The following is a 23594-nucleotide window of genomic DNA, read 5'->3' as shown; positions in this document are numbered from 1 at the left end:
CTCAAAGGCCGCCGCCGTTTTTACATCAGCGCCGGCGCTTCTTCCCGCCGGCGCCGGCATGGATCACCCGGTCCCGGTTCAGCGAAGCCTGGAGGCGGGCGGCCCGCTCCGGGTCCATCGCCACCAGCCTCCCATGCACTTCCCGGGCCTCCGTCAGGCGGGCCATATCCACCAGCAGAAGGCCAAAATCCAGCCACCCTTCCGCACTCAAAGGTCGGTACCGGAGGGCGATCTGCATCGTCGCCGCCGCGGCCTCACGCTGGCCCAACCGGCGCTGGCAATGCGCCAGCCTCGCCCAGCCGCTGGCCTCGTCCGGGCGGAGGCTGAGTCCCTTCTCAAGGGCTTCTACCGCGGCGGCATGACGCCCTGCGTTCAACCGGGTGCTGCCCAGGTTCAGCCAAGCCAGGCCGTAGTCAGGTTCCATGGCCAGAGCCTCCTTGAAAGCCCGCTCGGCTTCATCGTACCGATTGAGCAGATCCAGGGACACGCCAAGGTTGTTCCAGGTCTTGGCCTCGCGCCGCAGGGAAAGGGACTGCCGGTACGCCTCCACGCCCTCGGCGAGAGCCTCGGCCGCCGCCCCTGGCGGGGCCCCGGTCGAAATCCGGGTAGAAGCGTCGAGCGCCAGACCGAGGGCCCGCCACGCATCTTCGTCCTGGGGCAGGTCGAGCACCCACTGGCGGGCCGCGATCTCCCAGGCAGGCCAGTTCCGCGGATCCGCTGCCAGCCTTTCCAGCAGGTCCGGGCCACCACCCACCGGAACCCAATCCGAGGGTCGGTCCCCGCCGCCGTCGGATCGCTGGGCCATGGCTTGAACCGCAGCCGCCGGTACGGAAAAGGTCAACCTTGGCCCGGAAGTCAAGATTCTGGTGGTCAGCCCCAGCAGCCGGCCCTGGTCATCAAACAGACCACCCCCACTGCTCCCAGGCAGGATCGCGGTGTCGCTCTGGAACAACCTGCTGTCCCCGTAATGCCAATGGCCCCGCAAGCGTCCCCTGGACACCACGGGGCCCCGACCTCCCGGAAAGCCAATCGCCATCACGGTCTGGCCGGGTTCTCGCGGTACTGGCGCCAGGACGGCCACCGGCGCGGTCAGCCCTGGCACGGTGAGCAGGCAGAGGTCGTGGCTCCAGTCCATCCGTGCTTCAGAACTTAACCAGGTCCGTGGCCCCTGCCGCACGGTGATCTCCTGGGTGCCCTCGACCACATGGGCATTGGTGGCCACCAGGTTCGGCGCAATGACCACGCCACTGCCCTGCTGGCCGCGGGTTTTGCCCTTCCGACCGCGAACCAGCAGCACGGAAGCCTGAGCCCGCGACTGCGGAGAAGCCATCACCGGGGGTGGTGCGCTCTGAAGCATCAGAAGCAGCGGCCACCCAGGCAGCATCACTCCTTATCCTGAACACCCAACCCAGCGCCCCGCAGGTGCCTGGGCAGCGGTGCCGCCTCCTGGGCCCTGAAGGGAGTGCCAGCGGGGGCCGCCGCCTTCGGGGCAGCGGGCCGGGCGCCTGGTTGGGCACCGGGCTGGGCTTGGAGGGCCTTCATTTGCTCGGCGGTGGCGAACTGTTCCAGGCGGGCCAGTTGCTCGGCCGTGGGGAACCCCTCGTAGCGCACCCGGCGGGGGCCCCAGATGGCCACACCCTCGCCGCGCAGCTCGTTGATGCGGGGCAGGGACTGGCGCCAGAAGATGCCCAGCGGCGCACCCTCCTGGTCGGCGAAGGCAATAAGATCCGCCTCGGGAAGCAGAACGGGCGCCCCGGCCGCCCAGGTGGCCATGATGAGCGGCTTGCCCTGGGCGGTCTTCACCATGAGGACCGGGGCCGGACGACCCAGGCCGGGATCGAGATCCTTCTCCTGGGTGCGCAGAGCCTCCAGGAGGTCCATGTGCTTGAGTTCCCGCTGGGGCGCGGACATGGGATGGGGATCCTGGAGTCGGGCCGTCACCAGCTTGTCCTCGATGCGTTCCAGCACGGCGAGTTGGAGCGCAGGGCCATCGGCCTGAATGGAACGGCCCACCTCTTCCATGAGCTTGGGCAGCAGGATCTGGGGCGCCGCCAGCAGGGTGTCTGCCGCGGGGATGGCGAGGAAGGGATGCTGGTCCTTGAAGAGGCCGTGCCAGAGCTCCGGCAGCAGCAGGCGGGCCGCATCGGCCCCATCGCGCCACGGGCCGCGGTAGATGCCCGAAGGCAGCCGCACGAAGGCGCCTTCGCTACGCCGGCGCAGGTGCTCCAGGGCCAGGTCCAGCACATCGTCGGCGGACTGGTCCCACAGCTTCAGCCAAGCCGCTGGCATCACCACGTCGCCGACGCGGATGCGCTGGCTCAGCCCGTCGATGAAGTTCCGACTCCAGCGGCCCTCGCGCTCGGCCTGCCAGGTGGGCACCAGTTCGGGCAGCAGGTGGTCCTGGGCGTCGATCCAGGGCTCTGGTATGGGCAGCCCCTGGCGATGCACGTCCGCCACCGCATCCGCCCAGGCCTCACGCTCCTCGACCCTCCGGTGGGCATCAAAGGCCGGAAACAGGGGGGCCAGCCCCGGCACCGCGGCCGGCAGGCCCCGGGCTTCCAGCAAGGCGGCAAGCCCTGGGAGGGGCGCTTCGTCGGCGCGGGAGCGGAATCGATCAAAAAAGCCCATTTTCAGCGGTCCAATCAAACAGTCCATTCTGACGCAGTAAATGAAATTATGCTTGGGGAATGGAGCCTCGTGACACCCTGGGCCGCCCCCTCAAGGCGCTGCGCATTTCGGTCACCGACCGATGCAACTTCCGCTGCACCTACTGCATGCCCAAAGATGTCTTCGGACCGGACTACACCTTCCTGCCCCGGGAGGCCCTGCTCAGCTTCGAGGAGATCACGCGGCTGGCGCGGGTTTTCACCGGCCTCGGCGTCACCAAGATCCGCCTCACCGGGGGTGAGCCCCTCATGCGCCGGGAGCTGCCCGCCCTGGTGAGGATGCTCGCCGAGGTGCCCGGCCTCGACGACCTGGCCCTCACCACCAACGGGGCCCTCCTGACCGAGCAGGCCCCCGCGCTGAAGGCCGCGGGCCTCCGGCGGCTCACCATGAGCCTCGATACCCTCCGCCCTGAGCGCTTCCGGGCCATCAGCGACACGGACCTGCCTCTGGAGCGCGTGCTTTCGGGGCTGGAGGCCGCGCGAGCCGCGGGGTTCGACTCCCTCAAACTCAACTGCGTCCTCAAGCGCGGCGTGAACGATGACGAGATTCTCGACCTCGCCGCCTTCGCTCGGGAGGGCGGTCACACCTTGCGCTTCATCGAGTTCATGGATGTGGGCACCACCAATGGCTGGCAGATGGAAGCTGTGGTTCCAGCCGCCCAAGTGCGTCAGATTCTCGAATCCCGGTGGCCCCTCGAGCCTCAGGTCAACGGGGCCGGTGCGGTGGCCCGGACCTGGCGCTACCGGGATGGCAAGGGCGAAGTGGGCCTCATCGCCTCCGTCACGGCCCCTTTCTGCCGAGGCTGCGATCGGGCGCGACTGTCCGCCGAGGGCCGGCTTTACACCTGCCTCTTTGCAGGCCAGAGCCTGGACCTCCGGAGCTTCCTCCGCGGCGGGCACACGGACGCGAGCCTCGCCTCCCTGCTGGCTTTCCACTGGAAGCGGCGGGACGACCACTATTCTGAACTCCGGCATGCCGCCACGCCGAACCTGCCCAAGGTGGAGATGTCCCGCATCGGGGGGTAGGATTCCCTCATGCACACCCGACAGCTCCTCGCCTCCCTGCTCTTGGCCACCTTCCTCGGTGCTGCCCCGCCCGCCGCCGTGGTCCATGGTGGCGCCGGCAGCCCCCGCGCCCGCATGGACGGGACGGACCCGGCCGCGGTGAAGGCCCTGGCCACCCTGAAAGCCGGCGGCAGCGCCCTGGAGGCCGCCTTGGCCGGCGTCGTGTTACTGGAGAACGATCCCCGCTTCAACGCGGGCACCGGCGCCAACCTCCGCCTCGACGGCAGGACCATCCAGATGGACGCCGCCTGCATGGACGGCACCACCGGCGGCTTCGGCGCCGTGGCCGCCATCGAGCGCGTGAAAAACCCCGTCCTCGTGGCCCGCAAGGTCATGGACACGCCTCACCTCCTCATCGTGGGCGACGGCGCCACGCGCTTCGCCCGCGCCATGGGCTTCCCCGACTACGACCCCACCTGCGCCGAGAACAAGGCCCGCTTCCAGCGCGTGCAGGCCATCCTCAAGGGTTCCGACCCCCGCCAGCTTGAAGCATGGAAGCGCTACGACTGGAAGAAGGCCTGGAACTTCCCCACACCCCTGAAGGAGGCGCTCGGCTCACCCGACACCGTGGGCTGTGTCACCCGCGACGCGAAGGGGAATTTCGCCGCGGCCATCAGCACCGGCGGCACCACCATCACCTTCTACGGCCGCGTGGGCGACGTGCCCATGTTCGGCGCGGGCATCTACGCCGGCCCCAAGGGCGCCGTAGCCTGCACCGGCAACGGCGAGGACATCATCAAGCACCTGGTGGCCAAGGCCACTTACGACCTGTTGGCCCAGGGGCTCTCCGCCCAGGAGGCCGTGGACCGCGCCCTGAAGGCCTTTCCCCCCACCATCGACCTCGGCCTCGTCGCCGTAGGCCCCGCCACCACCGGCGGCGGCTGCAACTACTCCGCCGAGAAGAAGGCCTTCGTGACGGACTACCGGAACCAGATGGCGTGGAGCGTCCGAGAGTAGTCAGGGCCGCCGCATCATCTGAGCGATCAGAAAAGCCATCTCCAGGCTCTGGCTGCGGTTGAGGCGGGGATCGCAGCCGCTGCGGTAGGCTGCGTGGAGGCCCGCTTCGTCGAGTCCTTCGACGCCGCCGGTGCACTCGGTGACGGGCTCGCCGGTGAGTTCGAAGTGGACCGCCCGCAGCCTCGACCCGTGGTTACGGTGGAGGTCGGCCACTTCCCGCAGCTCCTGAAGGATGTCGCCGAAAGCCCGGGTCTTCACGCCTCCCGCGGTCGTGCGCCCGTTGCCGTGCATGGGATCGCAGCTCCACAGCACGGGGTGGCCCTCGGCCCGGGCCGTTTCGATCAGGGCGGGGAGGACGCGGCCGGCCTTGCCCGCGCCGAAGCGCGTGATGAGGGTGAGGCGGCCCGGCTGGCGCTGGGGATCCAGCTTCGCCAGGGTGGTGCGCAGGTCGTCGGGCGTCATGGTGGGGCCCACCTTGAGGCCGATGGGGTTCGCCAGGCCGCGGATGTACTCCAGGTGGGCGCCGTCCAGCTGGCGGGTCCGCTCGCCGATCCAGAGGAAGTGCGCCCCCAGGTTGTAGTGGGCCGACTTCTCCGGCACCCAGCGGGTCAGCGCCGTCTCGAAAGGCAGGTGCAGGGCCTCGTGGCTGGTGAACAGCTCACCGGTGCGGAGGTGCTCGGGCAGACCGCCCAGGCACTGCACGAAGTCGAGGGAGGCCCGTACCTGATCCAGCGTCTCCAGGTAGTGGCCGGCGTCCTCCCGGCTCCAGGGCAGTTCCCAGTGCTCGGGGTTGTGCAGGTCGGCGAAGCCGCCAGCCACCAGGGCCCGCAGGTGATTCAAGGTGGCGGCGGCACGGTGGTAGGCCTCCAGCAGGCGCTGGGGATCGGCCTCGCGCTGGTCCAGGGCCACGCCGTTGATGAGGTCGCCGCGGTAGACCGGCACCCGGCGACCTTCCACCATTTCCGTATCGCCGCTGCGGGGCTTGGCGTACTGACCCGCGATGCGGCCCAGGTGGATGACGCCCGTGCGCCCGCCGTGGGTGATGAGCACGGACATCTGAAGCAGAACCCGAAGCTTGTCCTGGATGATGGCGCCGCGGCAGTCGTCGAAGGCCTCGGCGCAGTCGCCGCCCTGGAGGAGGAAGCGCTTTCCTGCCGCGGCCTCGGCGATCAGGCTGCGCAGGTGGTCCACCTCCTCGGCCACCACCAGGGGCGGCAACTCCCGCAACTCGGTGAGGGCGGCCTCCACGGCGGCGACGTCGCGGTAGCGTGGCTGCTGAGCGGCGGGCAGGCCGCGCCAGGAATCGGGGGTCCAGGCCATCCCTGTCATCGCGCTACCTCCACGGCCCTCGGGTAACTGCCCAGCACCTTGAGCGAGGCGCAGGCAGCCTCGAGTTCGACCAGGGCCTCGGCCATGGGGGCGTCGGCGGCATGCCCCTCCACATCCAGGAAGAAGGCGTACTCCCAGACCTTCCGCCGGGTCGGCCGGCTCTGGATGCGGCTGAGGTTGAGGCCCCGGCGGGCCAGGGGCTCCAGCAGGCGCAGCAGGGCACCGGGGCCGTCCTGGGCCATGGCCAGCAGGGTGGTGCGGTCCCGACCCGTGGGCTCGGCGGACTTCGGCCCCAGCACGAGGAAGCGGGTGGCGTTGGCGGCCAGATCCTGGATCTTGGTCTCGGCCACCTGCAGGCCGAAGAGGTCCGCGGCCAGCTCCGAGGCCACGGCGGCGCCCTCGGCGTCCTCCCGGGTGAGGCGGGCGGCCTCGGACGTGGACGGCGCCTCGATGCGGTCCGCCCCGGGCAGGTGCGCCTCCAGCCAGCGACGGCACTGGCCCAGGGCCTGGGGATGGGAGTAGACCCGGCGCACGCCGCCCAGGTCCAGGCCGGGGCGCAGCAGCAGCGCCTGGTCCACGGGCAGCAGGATCTCGGCGCAGATCTGCAGCGGGCTATCGAGAAAGGCATCCAGGGTGGTGTCCACAGCCCCCTCGGTGGCATTTTCCACGGGCACCACGCCGTAGTCGGCGCGCTGGCGCTCCACGGCCTGGAACACAGCCTGGATGGTGCCCTGGGGCAGCGATTGGCTGGACCCGCCGAACTGATGCCGAGCCGCCAGGTGCGTGAACGTACCCTCGGGACCGAGGAAGGCCACCCGCAGCGGCTTCTCCAGGCTGAGGCAGGCGCTCATGATTTCCTGGAAGACCGTGCGCACCGCCGCCGGGGGGAAGGGGCCGGTGTTCTCCGCCTCCAGGCGGGCCAACACCTCCCGCTCCCGGGCCGGGGCATGGAAGAGCGCCTCGGGCGTGGCGGCCACCTTCAGGCGGCCCACCTCGGCGGCCAGGGCGGCCCGGCGGTTGAGCAGGTCCAACATCTGATCGTCCACGGCGTCGATGGCCTGACGGAGGCCGGGAAGAGCTGGGATCTCGGTCATGGGGAACTCCTGGAATGCAAAAACCCCCGAGCCTGGTGGGTCTCGGGGGCGATGGCGGAAGCGGTTCCGGATTCTAGACGCCGCCTACCCTCGCACCCGAGGTGCGAAAGCTAAAGGGGAAGAAGCGGCGGGAGTGGGTCATCGCAGTCTAGACACCTTGACGGAAAACGCCTTGATCCGCAAGGGATTCAGGCTCCCAGATTCGCCAGCACCTCGGCCAGACAGGCGGCCCAGGTCTCGTCTGGCGTCTCCTCCAGGAAGAACTCCACGGCGTGGCCTGCGGGCCGGGCTTCGGGGTGCAGGGACCAAGCTTCGAAGAGGGCATCCAGAGGCGCGGCGTCCAGGGGGTTGTGCCGGAACTTGTGGGATTTCCGCGAGCGGTCCGGATCGGGGCCCCGCAGGCAGACCCCTTCGCGCCGGGTCGCCACAAAGGTGAAAGCCTGAACCCATTTGCCTTCCATGAGCTGGTTGAAGTGGAGGAAGGCGCCATGGTGGCTGCGGGAATAATCCAGCACCCGGTGCTTCCCTCGCCACTTGGCCACCCAGAGGGTCAGCATGGCTGCCAGGCGGGCTCGCTCAGAGGGGTGCTTCAGGCAGCCCTGGGCATAGGGCAGGAATTCGTCGAGCAGGTCCACAGGGAGGCCTCCGGGACCTTCCACCCTACCGCAGGCCGGCCTTCCGTGGCGGGCGCTCCTCCCTGGAGACCAGCCTGGCGTCCCCCCTGATCCTCTATCATTGGCTACCGAGGGACGGGGTTCCTGGAGGGACTGCGCACCTGCCCCACGACGGTTTCCTCCACACGTCCTTCCGGAGGCGCCCACGGGTGGCTGGAGTCCGGGAGATTCGCGGCAGTTGAGATCCGAGATCTACAACCAAATAATCCATACAGAATGATAATTGACCAGCCTAAGTCCTTGCGATTCAAGCCTCCTGTGGCATGAGTCACAAGTGCACCCGAATAGGTTTTTAGACACAGAAATCCCTCCCAGGTCGTCGCATGCTGAACAGATCTGGAGGCGTCCATGTCCGACACGGCCAATCAGCTGATCACCGCCGAGAATCTGCCCGCGCCGCACTGGCATGCCACCCATCAGGAGGCTCAGGAACGGCTCACTCGCCTGGCGGAGGCCCTGGGGGCCGGGGATTGGAAGGCCGTGGACCTCGCCGCCAAGTGGATTTTTGAAGTGCTGAAGCCCCACAACGAGGCCGAGGAGCGCGAGCTCTTCCCCCTGCTCGAGGAAATCGGGGCGGAAGCCCTGCTCCAGCGCCTCCAGGAGGACCACCGCCAGATGTGGGACCTGGACCTGCAGCTGCTGGCTGAGATCAACGAGGGCCAGGTCCGGGCGCCCCGGTCCCTCACCCTGCTGGGTCAGCGCCTGGTGGACCTGATCCGCGACCACATCGAGGCCGAGGAGAAGCTCATGCTGCCCCTCCTCAAGGGGAAGTCCCTGTACTGGTCCGAGGACGAGACCCAGGACGGCTACCTGATCCTCGAGAAGAAGCTCATCGCCCCGGAGACCTGGTCCTTCATCGTGCAGGCGCCCCAGGTGGCCCGGGGCCGCAAGCCCGGCCAGTTCTTCATGGTCGCCCCCTTCCCCGAGAGCGAGCGCATCCCCCTCACCCTGGCGGGTGGCGATGCGAAGAAGGGTTACATCCACTTCATCATGCAGGAGGTCGGCGCCACCACGAAGGCCATGGGCCGCCTCAGCGCCGGCGACCGGTTCTACGCCGTGGCCGGCCCCATGGGCACCCCCACCGAGCTGGTGGAGGAAGGCACCATCGTGCTGATGGCGGGTGGCTACGGTTCCGCCGCCATCCTGCCCGCCGCCGAGGCCCTCCACGCCCAGGGCCGCCGGGTCATCACCATCCTGGGGGGCCGCAGCAAGGAGCGCGTGCTGCTCGCCGACGAGCTGGGCGCGGCTTCCGCCGAACTGATCGTCACCACCGATGACGGCACCCTGGGTCGCCAGGGCCTGGTCACGGACGCCCTCAAGGATGTCATCGCCCGCGAGAAGGTCGCCCAGGTGGTGGCCGTGGGCCCCCTGCCCATGATGCGGGCCGTGTCCGACCTGACGAAACCCCACGGCATCTTCACCCTGGTGAGCCTCAACGCCCTCATGGTGGACGGCACGGGTATGTGCGGTGGCTGCCGCGTCAGCGTGGGCGGCCAGACCAAGTTCGCCTGCTTCGACGGCCCCGACTTCGACGGCCACCAGGTCGACTTCAACATGCTCCGCATGCGGTCCGACTGGTACAAGCAGGAAGAGAAGGACATCTGTGAGCCCGATCAGTGCAAGATCGGCCGCGTGGCCGCCACCGGCCCCGTGGACTACTCCAAGTACCTGAACGACCCCGTCACCGAGCTGGACTGGCAGAACCTCGATCTGCGGGCCATCAAGCCCAGCCAGAAGATGAAGATCCCCCGCCAGGAGATGGCCTGCCAGCCGCCGGAGCTGCGCGTGTGCAACTTCGACGAGGTGAGCCTGGGCCTGTCGCCCGAGCAGGCGAAGCTCGAAGCTGCCCGCTGCATCATGTGCAAGCATCCCGCCTGCATCGAAGGTTGCCCGGTGAGCATCAACATCCCGGCCTTCCTGCAGCAGATCGTCAACGAGGATCCCCAGGCCGCCGCGCGGGTCATCAAGGAAAGCTCCTCGCTGGGCTCCGTCTGTGGCCGCGTCTGCCCCCAGGAGAAGCAGTGCGAGATCAAGTGCGTCGTGGGCATCAAGGGCCTGCCCGTCTCCATCGGCCGCCTGGAGCGCTTCGCCTGTGATTCCATGCTCGGCTCCACCGAGCTGCCTCCTGTCGAAGCCGCCACGGGGAAGAAGGTGGCTGTCATCGGCGCAGGCCCCGCGGGCCTCACGGTGGCCGGCGAGCTCATCAAGAAGGGCCACCGCGTCACGGTCTACGATGCCCTGCACAAGCCCGGCGGCGTGATGCTCTACGGCATCCCCGAGTTCCGCCTGCCCAACAAGATCGTGGATCAGGAAGTGGAGACGCTCCGCCGCCTGGGTGTGAAGTTCGTCATGAACACCCTCATCGGCCGCAGCATGACCCTGGACGACCTCCGCCAGGAGAACGACGCCATCTTCATGGGCACCGGCGCCGGCCTGCCCAAGATGATGGGCATCCCGGGCGAGGAGTACAAGGGCGTCTACACCGCCAACGAGTTCCTCACCCGCATCAACCTAATGCGGGCGGACCTCTTCCCCGAGTACTCCACCCCGGTGACCGTCGGCAAGCACGTCATCATCGTGGGTGCGGGCAACACCGCCATGGACGCCTCCCGCGCCGCCCGCCGCATGGGCGCCGAGCACGTGACGGTGGTCTACCGCCGCACCGTGAAGGAATCTACGGCCCGCAAGGAGGAACTCGAGCACGCCATGGAGGAGGGGGTCGAATTCAAGTACCTCACCACCCCGGTGCAGCTCCACGGCAACGACAAGGGCTGGATGACCCACGCCGAGTGCGCCGTCATGGAGCTGGGCGAGCCCGGTCCCGACGGCCGCCGCAGCCCCAAGATGACCGACGAGCGCATCATGATCCCTTGCGACACCCTGGTGGTGGCCCTGGGCTTTGATGTGAACCCCCTCATCGCCCAGACCGACAAGGGCCTCAAGACCCTCAAGGGTGGCGTGGTGGTGGTGGACAACGAAACGGGCGAAACCTCGCTCCCGGGCGTCTTCGCCGGTGGCGACGTCATCACCGGCGGTGCCACGGTGATTCTGGCTATGGGCCAGGGTCGCCGGGCGGCGGCCGCCATCCACCACCGCCTCATGGGCGAACCTCAGGTTGCGGTCTGACCACTCGACCGGGTTGTGATGAATATTGACCCATCCATCAGATATGATGGCCGTGCTGTTTGGTCTGTTCTGAAATGCCATTGCCTGTCCTGAAATCTATCTTCGGATGCGCCCCGCGTACCGCCCTCGGAAGGAGCGAAGCATGACCCAGCGAGTGATGAAGACCCTGGATGGGAACGAGGCCACCGCCTCGGTCGCCCATCGCCTCAGCGAAGTCATCGCCATCTACCCCATCACGCCCTCCTCGAACATGGGCGAGTGGGCGGATGAGTGGAGCTCCCAGGGCAAGACCAATGTCTGGAAGACCATTCCCTCGGTGATCGAGATGCAGTCCGAAGGCGGCGCCGCAGGCGCGGTCCACGGCTCGCTTCAGGCCGGCAGCCTCACGACGACCTTCACGGCGTCCCAGGGCCTGCTCCTGATGATCCCGAACATGTACAAGATCGCCGGCGAGCTGACGCCCTTCTGCATGCACGTCACCGCCCGCACCCTGGCCGCCCACGCGCTCAGCATCTTTGGCGACCACTCGGACGTGATGGCCTGCCGCCAGACTGGCTTCGGCATGCTCAGCTCCGAGAGCGTGCAGCAGGCCCACGACTTCGCGGCCATCAGCCACGCCGCCACCCTGCGCAGCCGCGTGCCCATCCTGCACTTCTTCGACGGCTTCCGCACCAGCCACGAGATCGCCAAGATCGAGATCCTCAACGATGAGGACCTGCGTCACATGGTGCCCGACGAACTAGTGGCCAAGTTCCGCAAGATGGCCCTGACGCCGGACGCTCCCGTCCTGCGTGGCACCGCCCAGAATCCCGACACCTTCTTCCAGGCCCGCGAAGCCTGCACCCCGTTCTACGCCGCCTTCCCCGCGATCGTGCAGCAGGAGATGGACCGCTTCGGCGCCTTGACGGGCCGCAACTACCGCCTCTACGACTACTATGGCCATCCCGAGGCTGAGCGCGTGGTCGTGACCATGGGCTCGAGCTGCGACGTGACCCACGAATACGTCGATTGGGCCGTGAAGCAGGGTGAGAAGGTGGGCGTCCTGAAGGTTCGCCTCTTCAGGCCCTTCGCCATCTCCGAGTTCGTCCGCGCCCTGCCCGCCTCCGTGAAGAAACTGGCCGTGCTGGACCGCTGCAAGGAACCCGGCGCGCCCGCCGACCCCATGCACCTGGACGTGATCGCGGCCCTGCGCGAGGGCCGCGAGGAAGGCCACACCAAGCTCGATCCCATCGTCGTGGGCGGCCGCTACGGCCTGTCCTCCAAGGAATTCACGCCGGCCATGGTCAAGGCCATCTACGACAACCTGGCCCAGGACAAGCCGAAGAACCACTTCACCATCGGCATCATGGACGATGTGAGCCACAGCTCCCTGCCTTACGACGCGAGCTTCGATGTGGAACCCAGCGACGTGACCCGCGCCCTGTTCTATGGCCTGGGCGCCGACGGCACGGTGGGCGCGAACAAGAACTCCATCAAGATCATCGCGGAAGAGACCCCCAACTACGGCCAGGGCTACTTCGTCTATGACTCCAAGAAGTCCGGCGCCATCACCATCAGCCACCTGCGCTTCGGCCCCCGGCCCATCAAGAGCGCCTACCTGGTGACGAAGGCCAACTTCATCGCCTGCCACCAGACCAGCTTCCTCGAGAAGTACGAAATGCTCGAACCCGCCGCTCCCGGCGCCACCTTCCTGCTCAACACGCCCCACAGCGCCGAGACCGTCTGGGACACCCTGCCCAAGGAAGTGCAGGAGGCCATCGTCGAGAAGCAGCTCAAGTTCTACGTGATCGACGCCTACGAAGTGGCCAAGAACACCGGCATGGGCGTCCGCATCAACACCATCATGCAGACCTGCTTCTTCGCCATCAGTGGCGTGCTGCCCCGTGAGGAGGCCATCGCCCAGATCAAGAAGGCCATCAAGAAGACCTACGGCAAGAAGGGTGATGCGATCGTCCAGCAGAACTTCCTGGCGGTGGATGAGACCCTGGCCCACCTGCATCAGGTGAAGGTCCCCGCGACCGTCACCTCCTCTCGCGTGCGGCCCCCCGTGGTGCCCGCCGAGGCCCCGGACTTCGTCCAGCGCGTCACCGCCGTGATGATGGAGGGCAAGGGCGACCTGCTGCCGGTCAGCGCCTTCCCCGTGGATGGCACCTGGCCCCTGGCCACCACCAAGTGGGAGAAGCGCAACATCGCCCTGGAGATCCCCGAGTGGGACGCCTCCATCTGCATCCAGTGCAACAAGTGCGCGATGGTCTGCCCTCACGCCGCCATCCGCGCCAAGGTCTACGATCCCTCCGAGCTGGACGATGCCCCCGCCACCTTCAAGGGTGTGGACTACAAGGGTCCCGAGTACAAGGGCCAGAAGTACACCATCCAGGTGGCGCCCGAAGATTGCACGGGCTGCACGCTGTGCGTGGAAGTCTGCCCCGCCAAGGACAAGAGCAACCCCAAGCACAAGGCCATCGACATGGTGGCCCAGGATCCGCTCCGCGAGGCCGAGGCGGCCAACTTCAAGTTCTTCCTTGACCTGCCCGAGGCCGATCGCACCAAGGTCAAGCTGGACGTGAAGGGTAGCCAGTTCCTGGAGCCGCTCTTCGAGTTCTCCGGCGCCTGCTCCGGCTGCGGCGAGACCCCCTACATCAAGCTGCTCACCCAGCTCTTCGGCGACCGCACCCTGATCGCCAATGCCACGGGCTGCTCCAGCATCTACGGCGGCAACCTGCCCACCACGCCGTACACCGTGAACAAGGACGGCCGCGGCCCCGCCTGGGCCAACAGCCTGTTCGAGGACAACGCGGAATTCGGCCTGGGCATGCGCCTCTCCGTGGACAAGCACCAGGAATTCGCCCTGGAGCTGATGCACCGCCTGGCCGCCCAGCTTGGCGATGAGCTCATCACCGGCATCGCCACCGCAAACCAGACCACCGAAGCGGGTATCAAGGCCCAGCGCGAGCGGGTGGAGATCCTCAAGCAGAAGCTGGCGGGCCTCAAAGAGCCCGAAGCGAAGATGCTCTACGACCTGGCCGACTACCTGGTCAACAAGAGCGTCTGGATCGTGGGCGGCGACGGCTGGGCCTATGACATCGGCTACGGCGGTCTCGATCACGTCCTCGCCTCCGGCCGCAACGTGAACGTCCTGGTGCTCGACACCGAGGTCTACTCCAACACGGGCGGCCAGGCCTCCAAGTCCACGCCCATGGGTGCCGGCGCCAAGTTCGCCATGGCCGGCAAGAGCATGCCCAAGAAGGATCTGAGCATGATCGCCATGACCTACGGCGGCATCTACGTGGCCAAGGTCGCCTTCGGCTTCCGCGACGCGCAGACGGTGAAGGCCTTCCAGGAAGCGGAGTCCTACAACGGCCCCAGCCTCATCCTGGCCTACAGTCACTGCATCGCCCACGGCTACGACCTGGCCCACGGTGCCGACCAGCAGAAGCTCGCCGTGGACTCCGGCCACTGGCCGCTGTTCCGCTTCGACCCCCGCCGGCTGGAAAAGGGTGAAGTGCCCCTGCAAATGGATTCCGGCGCGCCCAAGGTCCCCATGCTCCAGTACGTCCGCAATGAGACCCGCTACCGCATGATCGAGCAGCAGAACCCCGAGCACTTCAAGAAGCTCATGGATCAGGCCCAACTCGACACCACCAACCGCTACTCCGTCTACGAACAGCTCGCCAAGCTGTCCGTCACGGCCAAGGAAAGCTGAAGGGAGACGCCATGAACCTCTCCACCACCTACCTCGGCCTCAAGCTGGCCCATCCGTTGATGGCGGGCGCTTCGCCCATGGTCGACGACATGGGTATGGTCAAGCGCCTCGAAGATGCGGGTACTTCCGCCATCGTCATGCACTCGCTCTTCGAGGAGCAGATCACCCGCGAAGAGCAGGGCACCATCATGGACATGGAGCTGTCTTCGAACTCCAGTGCCGAAGCCATCTCCTTCTTCCCCAAGCCCGACGAGTTCCGCCTGGGCCCTGAGAAGTACCTCGAGCAGCTCCGCCGCATCAAAGAAGCCGTGGCCGTTCCGGTCATCGCCTCCCTGAACGGCACCACATCCGCGGGCTGGCTGCACTACGGCAAGCTCATGCAGGAGGCCGGGGCCGACGCCCTGGAGTTGAACGTCTACTATCTGGCGACGGATCCGAAGGAATCCTCCACCGAAGTCGAGAAGCGCACCCTCGACATCGTGCGTGCGGTGAAATCCCAGGTGACGATTCCCGTCGCCGTGAAACTCTCGCCCTTCTTCTCCTCCCTGGCGCACTTCGCCGTGGAACTGGAGGCGGCCGGCGCCGATGGCCTGGTGCTCTTCAACCGGTTCTTCCAGCCCGACATCAACGTGGAGGAGCTGACCGCCGAACCCAGCCTGCAACTCTCAGGCCCTGAGGATCTGCTGCTTCGCCTGCGCTGGCTGGCGGTGCTGCATAACCAAGTCAAGGGCAGCCTCGCGGCCACCGGCGGCATCCATGACGGCATCGGCGCCCTCAAGGCCGTCATGGCTGGCGCGGACGCCGTGCAGATGGTCTCCGCCCTGCTGATCCACGGGCCCGAGCGCCTGGCCCAGACCCGGGCGACCCTGGCCGAGTGGCTGGAGGAGCACGAGTACGAGTCCCTGGCCCAGGCCCGGGGCAGCATGAGCTTGCAGAAGTGCCCGAACGCCCAGGCCTTCACCCGCGCGAACTACATGCGCATTCTGAATGGCTGGAAGGCTTAGAACCTCCGCCTTCCGCCGAGACCCCCGGGCGATCCGGGGGTCTCGCGCATTGTGAAGGAAATCACACTCTTTGAATGTGATTGACCTGAACATCGTCTATCATTCAGGATCGAATCATCTTCCATTCCTGTGCAGGTGACCATGCTCCCACTGTCCCAATCCTCCGGTTACGCAGTCCTGGCCATGAGCTGCCTCGAGGATCCCGGTGGCAAGCCCACGCTGGTGGTGGACGTGGCCGCGCGCACCGGCTTCCCCCGTCCCTACCTCTCCAAGATGATCCACAAGCTTGCGAAAGTGGGCCTGGTGATGGCCAAGCGTGGCAACAAGGGCGGCGTGGTGCTGGCCCTGGCCGCCAAGGAGATCACCCTCGACCTCATCGCCGAGGCGGTGGATGGCGCCGAATGGCGCAACCAATGCCTGCTGGGTTTCAAGGACTGCTCCGATGAGCGCGCCTGCCCCGCCCACACCTTCTGGAAGTCCGAACGCGACCACATCCACCGTTGCCTGAAGGACATCTCCCTGGAAGAGATCCGCACCTTCGAGCAGCAGAGCCGCACCTGGCGCCTGGCGGATGCGCTTCCCGAAAGGAAGCTCAAGCCCCGACCCAAGAAGGCTGCCAAGCCCACCGGAGCGAAAGCCCCCGCCCGCAAGACTGTCGCCGCCAAACCGGCCGCCAAGAAGGCCTGACGGGCCATCCAGCCTCGGCACAAGCAAAGGGCGCCCAGCGGGCGCCCTTTGCTTGTGCCCCCTGGCGGTGCTCAGGCAAGCCCGTGGTCGGCGCGGAAGCGCTCCACCCCGGGATCATGGTGCCGGGACATGTCGGCCAGGGTGACCGAGCGCAGGCGCACGAGGATCTCCTCCAGGGTGCTCTTCCAGTACTCGTGGAGGACGCAGGGCGTATCTTCCGTGCAACCCGCTAAGCCCATCATACAGCGCTTGCGCCAAGCCACGCCGTCGATGGCTTCCGAGAGATCCTCCAGCGTGATCTCCGTGGCTGGCTTGGCCAGAACCACCCCGCCGTGGTGGCCCCGGCGGGCCTGGACCAGCCCCTTCTTGGCGAGCTTGTGAACCAGCTTGGAGAGGTAGGACCTCGGGATGCCGGTATAGTCCGCCACGGACTCCACCAGGACCGGCTGCCCTCCGGGTTCCTGGAGGCAGCGCATGGCGCGTAACGCGTAACCGGTGGTCTGGGACAAGGGCAGCACATGCACCTCCTGGAAGAATGGTTCTTTCGGAGTCTCTCCAATGAGGATCATCCGGTAATCTAATGAGTCAACCACCCTTGTGACTTGCGTCACCAACTGACTCACAGTTGGAAAAGAACTGCAATTAGTACCCCTGGATCGGGACCTCCCCAGCCATGGGTCCGAGGCTTCCCGCCGGCCCCCCTGACCGCGAAAGCCGCCTTCCCCAGACCGGCCAAGGCCCCGGCTCCCGTCGGGGTGCCTGAGCCGCAGGGCTAGAGTGCTGGCGGACCCTCCCCCCTTGCAGGCGGGGGTGGACGCCGAGTGGAAGAGGGATTGGGCTGGGTGGCGCCTCTAAACGCAGGGGCCGGGCCCATGGTCCGGCTCCGCGCCAGCTTGAAACCCGCCCTAACGAACCGGCGCGGACTGCTTGGCCACCACCTTGTCCTTGATCTTCGCGTAGACCTCAGCGGAGACGATGTGGTGCGTCAGGAGGTGGGCCTTCGAGCGGTAGGGCCGCCCCGCCACGATCTTGGCAGCCAGCTCCTCCGAAATGCCCAGCATGAAGCCCAGTTCGTTCCTGGTGGCGCTGTTGATGTCCACGGGCTTCAGCTTCCCTTTCGCCCTGGTGGTGGTGGCAGGTGCCTGGCTCTTCGCGATCGGTTTGCTTTGGGCCGCCATCGGAAGCCCGGCAATCGGCAAGAGCATTGCGACTCCCAGGAAGGTCCTGATGAGGCGTTTCGTCATGTGCGATCTCCGTGATGGGGGCTTGAATCCCCGGGAAAGAAAAACACAAACACGACCCGGATACGATCACGTACCCGGGTCGCGATTGATCGCGGGAAGGGCGGAATGCACCGCCCTCCCCAGGTCCTATACCTATTTGTGGAGCGTGACAGGGTCAAACTGAGAACCCTTGCCGTGGCAGGTGGCGCAAGCTTCATTCGCGATATTCAAAGCGCTGCGGTTCACCAGGATCTGACCACCGTTCGAGACCATGTGGGCCTTGGCGATGGTGCTGTCATGGCAGGTGACGCAGGCAGCGGTGAACGGCGTGATCATCTTGTCGGTCGCGCTGACGGTGTTCAGGGAGGTGGTGGCATCGGCGGGCGTGAGGATCGCGCCGTTGTCAGCCAATTCGCGGCTCGCGAACAGCTTGCCCGTGGTGGGCAGGTTGTAGCCCGTGGGCGTGTGGCAGCTCTGGCAGTTGCTCAGGATGCCGGGGAAGCCGATGTTGCCGCCATCCACAAGCGTCGCGGCGTTGCGGAAATTGCGCGCGATGTGGATCGGGTTGGTCCGGTCCTTCCCTGCGTGGAGGCCATGGATCATGTCCTTGAAGTTGTTGGTGGTCTGGGGAATGGCCAAGGCAGCGTTCACTGCTGTGGTATCCACACCCCAAGCCTCGAGGGTGAGACGAGTCGCACTCGTGGCTGCGAGCCCATTCAGGTACGTATCCGGCAACCCACGGCCGCTCGTGGTCAAGCCAGGAACGTGGCAGGTGACGCAGACCTGGACTTCGTAGACGCGGTTGCCACCGTGGCCCTCGAACCACTCGTGACAGTTCGCGCACTTGGCTGAATCGATGACGGTGCGGCGGGCGGTGTCACCCGTGACGCCCTTGACCACTGAAATGGCATGGCGCGGAGCCGCGGGGCTGACCTGGGTGAAGTAGCCCTGCAGCGCGACGGAACGCAGCGTGGCGGTCGCGGGGAAGGCATTGAGGACGGTCGCGGTGTAGTAGCCGTCGGCATCCGCCGTGGCCGACATCGTACCGGAGGTCAGGGCCTTGTTGGTGTCCAGCAGGGCGGCGATGGAGACCGTCAGAGGCTGGCCATTGGCACGGCCGAGGTTGTTGTAGTCGGCCGGGGCCGTGATGCCGTCCTGGTCCTGGGCATAAGCAAACAGGAAGCTGGGGGCGCCGGTGAAGCCCGTGAGGGGGTTCGCCATGGCGGCGGCAGCGGGCAGGTAGGTGACCGCGGTTCCATCCGCCTTGATCCGGAACACAACCGTCGCGGTGGTACCGGAGACGGCAGCGGACTTGATCTCATAGGTGAAGGTCACCAGGCCGGCAGCGATCGTCGGGTTGTGGGGCGTCACGTTGAGCGTCATGTGATAGGTCTTGATGTCATCCGGGGCGTGGCAGATGCTGCAGGCCGCATCATTGGCCTGAGGCACGTTGGTGCCCGGCATGTGGTTCGCGCCGGTGGCGAAGTCCACCTGGTCGTGGCAGGTGCCGCAGGCCAGACGGCTGGGCTTGAGGTTCCAGTTCTGAGCCTGGGCCACGCCATCGTGGCACTTGGAGCACATGCGCTGACCACCATCCAGCATCGAGTAGCCGAGCTTCTCGAACTTGACGTTGGCATAGTTGTAGCCGTCCTTGGTCAGTTCGGCACCCATGTGGATCCGGTGAGCCAGGGCGGTCAGATCGCCCACGGCGCCGCCATTGATCTTGCGCTGGCCGGTGGTTGCGTTGTAGCCCGTGGCCGTGGTGGCCGCTTCGGCATAACCGAACTTGCGCTGATCGGTATGGCAGACCGCGCAGTAGCGCACCTCGACCCGGCCACCGCCGTGGAAGGCGAGCTTGTCGTGGCATTGGTTGCAGTTGCCGATGGCCACGACATCGCGGTTGTCCGCCCCGGCTGCCAGTGGGGCGCCCGTGGCAGGCACGAAGTCGTAAATCAGGTTGATGGGATTCTCCAGTGCCACGCCGGGGGTGAGCGTCACACCATCAGGCGTGTTGCTGCCAGTGCCGGGGGCGTTACCCGAGAACTGCAGGGTGATGCGATGGACGAGGGTGGGCGCGTAGGTCACGTCACCCAGGTCGGCCTTGTCGCTGGGGGCGGTGTAGGTCGCCGCGTCCAGGACCGCCTGGGTCTTGGTGATGTCGCGGTAGAAGGTGTACTTGTAGGTGCCATCACCATTGTCCACCAGGGTGCCGGTGTTGTCGGTGGTGGGCGTGGTGGGTCCGACCGCGATCGTTGCGCCAGTGGAGGCCTTGATCACCGGCACGGAGGTCACGATGTAGCTGACCCACTTGCTGGGGGCCTTGGTGGTGGCATCCTCGGGCACCAGCTTCGCGATGGCGAAGGCCAGATTGGGATAGCCGGCCAGTGTGGCGAGGTTGCCACTCCGATCGGGGACGGTGCTCTTCGACGTGACGGCGCCGAGGCCCACGATGGGCGTCCCGGCCGCATCGGTCAGCTTGAAATTCACCACCGGGGCGGAGCCGACTGTGACGCTGGTGATCTGGCCCACAGGCTTGAGGGCGGCCCACGCTTCTGGCGTCAGCTTGGTGACGTCGACCAGGGGAACAGCGTTGGTGCCGTTGGTCCCGTTTGTGCCGTTGGTACCATTCGTACCGTTGGTCCCGTTCGCGCCGGCGGGGCCTGTCTTGCCGTCGCAGGCGACCAGCGTGAGCAGCACGGCGGCCGCGGCGATGGCGCCGCAGAGGTGTTTCAAAGGTCGGTGTTGCATGCTTCATTCTCCTTTTGGGAGTCCAGCAGTGAGGTAGGGGGTAGGAGACTCTCCCGCTGGCCTGGAAGGCTTGCGGAGTTTGCGCAGGCGGCTTTGCTGATGGCGACCTGTGACACAAACCACACACACCTCCCGGGAGGAGAGTTCCGTCAGGGATTCGTCAATGATGATCTTCCGGTAAATTAACGAGTCAACCACCCTTGTGACGTTTGTCACCTACTGGTCATTAATTGTAAAAACAATATGATTTGATTTGATGTTGCGAATCATTTCCCACCCCTGGATCGTGTGAAAATCCACCTTCAACCCTGGTCACCGATCGAACCATCCATTGGGCTGGCCAGGAGGGAATGACAAAACAAGGACCCGGCGCGGGAAGGCATCCGGGTCCTCGGTTATGACGCTCAGTGATCGTCAGGGCACGGACAGCCGCGCCCTGACGGGGAATTCACTTGAAGGTCATGTGGACAGCCTTGACGTCTGCAGTCCGGCCAGAGCCGTGACAAACCAGGCATTGCTCGACCTTGAAGAGTGCCGTGGCGCGGGCCTCGTAGAACGCGCCGCCATTGCCCTGGAAGTGGGCGATGGCCGCTGCCGAGTCGTGGCAACTGGAGCAGGCCGCGGTAATCGGGCTGTTCACCAGGGTGGTAGGTGCCGCGTTGGTGATCGCCTGAGTGCCGACGTTGTAGGCGAAGCCGCTGCCGAAGGCATAAGCGGGACCATAGGCCGCCGCGAAGGGCGACCAGTAGACGCCGGGTACGGTCTCGGTGCCGGTCACGATGGCATTGACGTTAGTCGGGGTCGTGCCAGTGGCCACCGTCGTCCACAGAAGGTTGGGAAGGGCGGCCGCGTTGGTGCTGTTGCTGAAGTCGTACGAGCCAGGCACATGGCAGGCTTCGCAGTTGTTCAGGATCGCCGGATAGGTGATTTCCCAGTACTTGTCGCCCGCGGAGACTTCCCACGAGAACTTGTTCGCCCGCTTGTCGGCGGCATGGATGGCATGGACCGCATCCTTGATGTTCACGCCCCAGCCGCTGTTGACGCGGTTGACGTTGTGGCAGAAGGTGCAGGTCGGCGCATCATTGCGTTCACCGGCGTGGTAGACCTTCTCAGTGAAGACGCCCAGATAGGCGTGGCAGTCGTTGCACTTCTGATTGCTGACGATGGCGCGCCGGGCCGTCTGGGCGGCGAAGCCCGTCGGAAGAGTGCCGCTGACCAGCTTGGCCACGTTGGGCGCGGGCACGCTCAGGCCGCCCAGTTTGGTGGTCGGGTCATAGGGGTAGGCCGGCAGGTCGATCTGCGTCAGAGGCAGCGAGTTGTAGCTGTAGACATACCCAATACCGCCCGTGATCTGCGTGGCGTTGGCCGGAATCGACGCGTAAGTCAGGGTCAGCTGGTAATACCCATCGGCATCCGGACCAGTCATGGTTCCGGTAGGGACATAGTTCGGCGCTGCCGTGGTGCCAAGGTTCGTGGCGGCAGTCTTGTTCCAGACATTCCTGATGTAGCCGCTGAGCGTGACATTCCAATCAGCCGGAGCGGCGATGCCATCCTGGGGCACACCGAAGGCCACATAGAAGTTGGGGCTGCCGATGTAGCCCGGCATGAGCTCGACCGTGGCATCCGCGGCGGCGGGAGCCGCGTTGAAGGCCACCGCGGTGCCGTCCTTCATGAACCGGAAGGTCACGACGGGCTGGTTGCTGCTGTTCACCGTGACATTCTTGATGTCATAGGTGATCTGGTGGGCGCCCGCGGGCAGGATGTTCTTGTAGTCCGCGATGTACGAACCGTTGGTGTGGCTGCCGGGCACGAAGCCGGCGACATCTGGTGCGACGAGCGGAGTGTGGATCACCTGCATCTGCGAAGCGCCGTGGCAGCTGGCGCAGTTCAGGTCGCTGGTCTGGGCGCCGCCCACATGGTTGACGCCGGTGGCCCAGACGATGGAGTCGTGGCAACCGCCACAGGCCAGGCGGCTGGGGACGCTGGTCCAGTTGTCACCCTGGGGGGCGGCGGTGGACTGGGCATGGCACTTGGTGCAGTTCCGCAGGTCCTGCGGATAGGTGACTTCGTTATAGGCCCAGAACTGGTTGTAGCCCTGGTAGTAGAGGAGTTCACCGGTGTGGATGTGGTGGACCATGTTGGGGAAGTTGGCCAGGGCCATGCCCTGCAGCTTCTGGGTGCTGCCGTAGACGCCGTTGGCCAGCAGGACGTTGCCGGAGGCGGGCAGGGAATCGCCGCTGCCGTACTTCAGCTGATCGGTGTGGCACACCACGCACAGGTGGGTGTCGTTGATGGCCGGGAAGAAGTTGGCGTGCATCGCCAGCTTCGTGTGGCAGGTGTTGCAGGAGGCGATGTCCACGATCACCCGCTCCGTATCCGTGGCCGCGACCGGCTTCCCGGTGGAGGGGATGAAGTCGTAATAGAGGTTCGCCGAGCTGAGCACCTGGGTGGTGGTGCCAGGCTGGTTTCCGCCCACGGACGCGATCACACGGTGGGTCAAGGTCGGGTCGTAGGTCAGATCGTCGAGGTCGGACTTGAGGTGGTTGGCGTCATAGACGGCCCCGTCCACGTAGCCCTTGGCCTTGGTAAGGTCCAGGGCGAAGGTGTAGGTGTACGTGCCGTCCAGGTTGTCCTTCAGGGTCCCGTTGTTCTCGGGCTCCGTGAAGTAGGGCACGGCCGCCTGACCCGTCGCCGGGGTGGTCACCACGTTGTAGCAGACCCAGCGGCTGGGGCTGCCGTTGGTCCCCGGCACCAGCTTGGAGATCGCGAAGGCGAAGTTGGTGTAGTTCCCGCTCGCCGACTTGGCGGCGAGCCCGCTCACCGGTGTGCCCACCCCATCCGTGATGGTGAAGGTCACCACGGGCGCACCGCCCATGGTGACGCTGTTGACCGTGCCCTTGAGGGTGAGCTTCGCCCACTGGTCGTTGGTCAACTGGGCGGCATTCACGGTGAGGACAGCGTTGGTGCCGTTGGTCCCGTTGGTGCCATTCGTCCCGTTGGTGCCGTTGGTCCCGTTGGCGCCGGCTGGGCCTGTCTTACCGTCACAGGCGACCAGCAGCAGGATGACGGCGGCACCCGCGACGAGGCCGAAGAGTTGCTTCAAAGGTCGATGTTGCATGGTTCATCCTCCTTCGGGGTTCGGACTGTAGACCTTCGGGCGCAAGGAGAAGCATTGACCGCCAAGGACCACTGCCTTCTCCTGATTTCGTCAATGAGGATCCTCCGGTAATCTAACGAGTCAACCGCCGTTGTGATTCATGTCACGAGTCGCGTGACATTCTGCAAAGTGCTCAACACAAAGGACCTCGGCGTCCGTAC

The 23594-nt window shown here is 66.1% G+C and carries 15 protein-coding genes; 6 read left to right on the top strand and 9 right to left on the bottom strand.

Going from position 1 to position 23594, the window contains the following annotated elements; all coding sequences use genetic code 11:
- Positions 1 to 25: 25 nt before the first annotated feature.
- A complete protein-coding gene (locus tag NOV74_RS07855) occupies positions 26 to 1384 on the bottom strand; it encodes a tetratricopeptide repeat-containing S1 family peptidase (RefSeq protein WP_257310826.1) in 1359 nt (452 codons plus the stop codon).
- Entirely contained in the window at positions 1384 to 2628 is a 1245-nt protein-coding gene (locus NOV74_RS07850; protein ID WP_257310824.1) for a DUF1444 domain-containing protein, read from the bottom strand. Before NOV74_RS07850 ends, NOV74_RS07855 begins: the two co-directional genes overlap by 1 nt.
- A 59-nt stretch (positions 2629 to 2687) precedes the next feature.
- On the opposite strand from NOV74_RS07850, the gene moaA reads away from it, so the two are divergent.
- On the top strand, positions 2688 to 3692 hold the full coding sequence (moaA, locus tag NOV74_RS07845; RefSeq protein ID WP_257310821.1) for a GTP 3',8-cyclase MoaA: 1005 nt from the start codon (positions 2688 to 2690) through the stop codon (positions 3690 to 3692).
- Positions 3693 to 3701: 9 nt separating this feature from the next.
- Positions 3702 to 4688, top strand: a complete 987-nt coding sequence (locus NOV74_RS07840; protein ID WP_257310818.1) for an isoaspartyl peptidase/L-asparaginase — start codon at positions 3702 to 3704, stop codon at positions 4686 to 4688.
- Here the strand turns inward: NOV74_RS07840 and NOV74_RS07835 are convergent, their stop codons facing one another.
- From NOV74_RS07835 to NOV74_RS07825, 3 genes are all read right to left on the bottom strand, one after another.
- The gene (locus NOV74_RS07835) at positions 4689 to 6017 is read right to left on the bottom strand and encodes a 3-deoxy-7-phosphoheptulonate synthase class II (RefSeq protein ID WP_371748423.1); all 1329 of its coding nucleotides are present in this window, start codon (positions 6015 to 6017) and stop codon (positions 4689 to 4691) included.
- Positions 6014 to 7111: a prephenate dehydratase gene (gene pheA, locus NOV74_RS07830; RefSeq protein WP_257310811.1), complete on the bottom strand. Its 1098-nt coding sequence runs from the start codon at positions 7109 to 7111 to the stop codon at positions 6014 to 6016. The genes NOV74_RS07835 and pheA overlap by 4 nt, the downstream gene beginning before the upstream one ends.
- A gap of 188 nt (positions 7112 to 7299) precedes the next feature.
- Positions 7300 to 7746, bottom strand: coding sequence for a hypothetical protein (locus NOV74_RS07825; RefSeq protein ID WP_257310809.1), 447 nt, complete (start codon positions 7744 to 7746; stop codon positions 7300 to 7302).
- A 387-nt stretch (positions 7747 to 8133) separates the two neighbouring features.
- Here NOV74_RS07825 and gltA point away from each other — a divergent pair, with 387 nt between their 5' ends.
- The 4 genes from gltA to NOV74_RS07805 all read left to right on the top strand — a co-directional run bounded on the left by gltA (position 8134) and on the right by NOV74_RS07805 (position 16305).
- The gene (gene gltA, locus NOV74_RS07820; protein ID WP_257310806.1) at positions 8134 to 10911 is read left to right on the top strand and encodes an NADPH-dependent glutamate synthase; all 2778 of its coding nucleotides are present in this window, start codon (positions 8134 to 8136) and stop codon (positions 10909 to 10911) included.
- Positions 10912 to 11053: 142 nt separating this feature from the next.
- On the top strand, positions 11054 to 14614 hold the full coding sequence (gene nifJ, locus NOV74_RS07815; RefSeq protein WP_257310803.1) for a pyruvate:ferredoxin (flavodoxin) oxidoreductase: 3561 nt from the start codon (positions 11054 to 11056) through the stop codon (positions 14612 to 14614).
- Positions 14615 to 14625: 11 nt separating this feature from the next.
- Positions 14626 to 15618, top strand: a complete 993-nt coding sequence (locus tag NOV74_RS07810; protein WP_257310800.1) for a dihydroorotate dehydrogenase-like protein — start codon at positions 14626 to 14628, stop codon at positions 15616 to 15618.
- A gap of 141 nt (positions 15619 to 15759) precedes the next feature.
- The gene (locus NOV74_RS07805; RefSeq protein ID WP_257310797.1) at positions 15760 to 16305 is read left to right on the top strand and encodes an RrF2 family transcriptional regulator; all 546 of its coding nucleotides are present in this window, start codon (positions 15760 to 15762) and stop codon (positions 16303 to 16305) included.
- Between the two features lie 71 nt (positions 16306 to 16376).
- On the opposite strand, the gene NOV74_RS07800 is transcribed toward NOV74_RS07805, so the two are convergent.
- The 4 genes from NOV74_RS07800 to NOV74_RS07785 all read right to left on the bottom strand — a co-directional run bounded on the left by NOV74_RS07800 (position 16377) and on the right by NOV74_RS07785 (position 23394).
- A complete protein-coding gene (locus NOV74_RS07800) occupies positions 16377 to 16874 on the bottom strand; it encodes an RrF2 family transcriptional regulator (protein ID WP_257310795.1) in 498 nt (165 codons plus the stop codon).
- 336 nt (positions 16875 to 17210) lie between these two features.
- On the bottom strand, positions 17211 to 17549 hold the full coding sequence (locus tag NOV74_RS07795) for a ComEA family DNA-binding protein (RefSeq protein ID WP_257310793.1): 339 nt from the start codon (positions 17547 to 17549) through the stop codon (positions 17211 to 17213).
- 132 nt (positions 17550 to 17681) lie between these two features.
- Entirely contained in the window at positions 17682 to 20276 is a 2595-nt protein-coding gene (locus tag NOV74_RS07790) for an OmcA/MtrC family decaheme c-type cytochrome (RefSeq protein ID WP_257310792.1), read from the bottom strand.
- 448 nt (positions 20277 to 20724) lie between these two features.
- Positions 20725 to 23394 carry an OmcA/MtrC family decaheme c-type cytochrome gene (locus tag NOV74_RS07785; RefSeq protein ID WP_257310789.1) on the bottom strand — a complete coding sequence of 890 codons (2670 nt, stop codon included), beginning with the start codon at positions 23392 to 23394 and terminating at the stop codon, positions 20725 to 20727.
- Positions 23395 to 23594: the final 200 nt, after the last annotated feature.

Origin of the sequence: Geothrix fuzhouensis (assembly GCF_024609325.1) — a bacterium.
GTDB lineage: Bacteria > Acidobacteriota > Holophagae > Holophagales > Holophagaceae > Geothrix > Geothrix fuzhouensis.
Note: the sequence above shows the minus strand (reverse complement) of the source record. Positions and strands in the feature narration are given on the sequence as shown.

Excerpts from the sequence above, each read along its gene's own strand:
- NOV74_RS07855 (WP_257310826.1), bottom strand. The coding sequence starts at position 1,384 with ATGCTGCCTGGGTGGCCGCTGCTTCTGATGCTTCAGAGCGCACCACCC.
- NOV74_RS07850 (WP_257310824.1), bottom strand. The coding sequence starts at position 2,628 with ATGGGCTTTTTTGATCGATTCCGCTCCCGCGCCGACGAAGCGCCCCTC.
- moaA (WP_257310821.1), top strand. The coding sequence starts at position 2,688 with ATGGAGCCTCGTGACACCCTGGGCCGCCCCCTCAAGGCGCTGCGCATT.
- NOV74_RS07840 (WP_257310818.1), top strand. The coding sequence starts at position 3,702 with ATGCACACCCGACAGCTCCTCGCCTCCCTGCTCTTGGCCACCTTCCTC.
- NOV74_RS07835 (WP_371748423.1), bottom strand. The coding sequence starts at position 6,017 with ATGACAGGGATGGCCTGGACCCCCGATTCCTGGCGCGGCCTGCCCGCC.
- pheA (WP_257310811.1), bottom strand. The coding sequence starts at position 7,111 with ATGACCGAGATCCCAGCTCTTCCCGGCCTCCGTCAGGCCATCGACGCC.
- gltA (WP_257310806.1), top strand. The coding sequence starts at position 8,134 with ATGTCCGACACGGCCAATCAGCTGATCACCGCCGAGAATCTGCCCGCG.
- nifJ (WP_257310803.1), top strand. The coding sequence starts at position 11,054 with ATGACCCAGCGAGTGATGAAGACCCTGGATGGGAACGAGGCCACCGCC.
- NOV74_RS07810 (WP_257310800.1), top strand. The coding sequence starts at position 14,626 with ATGAACCTCTCCACCACCTACCTCGGCCTCAAGCTGGCCCATCCGTTG.
- NOV74_RS07805 (WP_257310797.1), top strand. The coding sequence starts at position 15,760 with ATGCTCCCACTGTCCCAATCCTCCGGTTACGCAGTCCTGGCCATGAGC.
- NOV74_RS07800 (WP_257310795.1), bottom strand. The coding sequence starts at position 16,874 with ATGATCCTCATTGGAGAGACTCCGAAAGAACCATTCTTCCAGGAGGTG.
- NOV74_RS07795 (WP_257310793.1), bottom strand. The coding sequence starts at position 17,549 with ATGACGAAACGCCTCATCAGGACCTTCCTGGGAGTCGCAATGCTCTTG.
- NOV74_RS07790 (WP_257310792.1), bottom strand. The coding sequence starts at position 20,276 with ATGCAACACCGACCTTTGAAACACCTCTGCGGCGCCATCGCCGCGGCC.
- NOV74_RS07785 (WP_257310789.1), bottom strand. The coding sequence starts at position 23,394 with ATGCAACATCGACCTTTGAAGCAACTCTTCGGCCTCGTCGCGGGTGCC.